Origin of the sequence: Romboutsia sp. (assembly GCF_051659545.1) — a bacterium.
Lineage (GTDB): Bacteria > Bacillota > Clostridia > Peptostreptococcales > Peptostreptococcaceae > JBOFOR01.
The window spans coordinates 1-1842 of record NZ_JBOFOR010000147.1; the positions used below are offsets into that span (position 1 = coordinate 1).

Genomic DNA, 1842 nt, shown 5'->3' on the forward strand with positions numbered 1-1842 from the left:
ACTTCATCTAACATATTTTTATCATTCTTATGTTCAATAGCATCCAACATATTTTCTACTATTCTTTCAATAACAGTTACTGTTACACAGTTACCTGCCTGCTTGTACTTATGACTATTTGCGTAAGCTCTTTGTCTTCCCTTATCATCTGTTACAAACTCTGGGAAACTATGAGTATGACAACTGTCATCAACATTAAATCCTTGGAATAAAAGGCATTCCTCTGGAGTAAGCTTCCTTATATCATTGTTATCTTTTATTAATGGAACATTGTGTCCACCTGTACCCATATTAGCTGTTAATGTCGGACATACATTACTTTTATTCTCTCTTACATACATACCTCTTCTTATTTGATATATAGTGTCTTGTCTTTTCATATCCCTTACTAAATCTTCATAGTACTTAGTTGTATTATAATAAAACTTTTCATCTTTCTTTTCATCTAAGTTTATTAAATCAGCTATAGTTCTAGTAAGCTCTATCTTTTCAGGGAACTTAAATTGCTCAGCTGACTTTTCATCTAAAAATCCAACTATAAATATCCTCTCTCTATTTTGAGGTATATTTCCATGGTCCATAGAATTTAAAACTTCTGCTTTTACAGTGTATCCTAATTCTTCAAGCTTCTCTTTTATAACTTTAAAAGTATTTCCACCGTCATGAGTTCTTAAATTTTTAACATTTTCAAGTAAGAAAGCTTTTGGTTTCTTAGCTTCTAGAACTGTTGCAATCTCAAAGAACATATTTCCTCTTTCATCTTCAAATCCTTTTCTATCTCCAGCAATACTAAATGCTTGGCATGGAAACCCTCCATTTAATATATCAATATCTGGTACAGTAGCTGCTACTCTTTTTAGTTGTTCTTCTCTAGTCTCATTTTCTTTTCTTGCTGTTATATCTCTTATATCTCCCTCAACTAAGTAATCAGCTCCATCAAAGTTATGTCTATATGTCTCACAGGCATATTTATCTATTTCACTAGCCCAAACTATCTCACAATTATTCCTTTTAAATCCTAAGCATATCCCCCCTATACCAGCAAACATACTTCCTACTTTATATTGTTTTGTCATTTGTTTACCTCCTAAGGTTTTAATCATTTAATGATATTAACATATATTTAGTGTTTTTGCAGCCATGATTGCACATTTTTTTATTTTTTTTATTTTTTTTTATCAAATATGCACTATCGTACATTCTTATTTTTACCATATTGAATTATAATCACCTAAAAGCTACATAAGAGTTTTGCTTTTAAATTCTTATTTATGAAGCTTAATTCAATTAGGAGGATAATATATGATACTTAACCCTTTAACTAAGGCACAATTAGAGGAATTATTTGATACAAGGTCATTAGATGTTCTTAGATTCTACATCAAAAAAGCAATGATTGCTCAACCTGAAATATTAGTTGGTCAGGCTCCACTTGGTGTTCAGGTACCTAAGGAGCATATTGAACAGTGGATAGTTCAAGCAATAGGTGGTAAACCTGTAGGAGCTGGTAGTTATGCCATTGATATAGTTCATGAAAATTCAGGTATTGATGTTAAAATGTTATCTGCTAAAAGTACTAAAAATGGTGAGTTAGCTACATCTGATTCAGGTGAAACTTCTTTAGCTCAAAAGTTTACTGATTCAGGTGTTGACTTAGATAATATGTTTAAAGAAAAAAAATACGCTGAAATTGTAGATGGATGGAAAGATATTCTATATAAAAAATTAAGTAGAGTTTGTACCGAGCAGTCTCTTGATAAAATATATTACTTCTTTATACTTAGAGCCGAAAATAAATTCCACTTATGTGCAACACAAGTTGATATAAGCCAAATAGAAAAT

The 1842-nt window shown here is 30.8% G+C and carries 2 protein-coding genes; one reads left to right on the forward strand and one right to left on the reverse strand.

The window, feature by feature from the left end; all coding sequences use genetic code 11:
• Nucleotides 1-1076, reverse strand: a 1076-nt coding sequence (gene dcm, locus ACRC03_RS08335; protein WP_438652103.1) for a DNA (cytosine-5-)-methyltransferase, incomplete at its 3' end; no start/stop codon positions are given.
• 226 nt (nt 1077-1302) lie between these two features.
• On the opposite strand from dcm, the gene ACRC03_RS08340 reads away from it, so the two are divergent.
• Nucleotides 1303-1842 (forward strand): hypothetical protein (locus ACRC03_RS08340; RefSeq protein ID WP_438652104.1); only part of this gene is annotated, 540 nt, incomplete at its 3' end.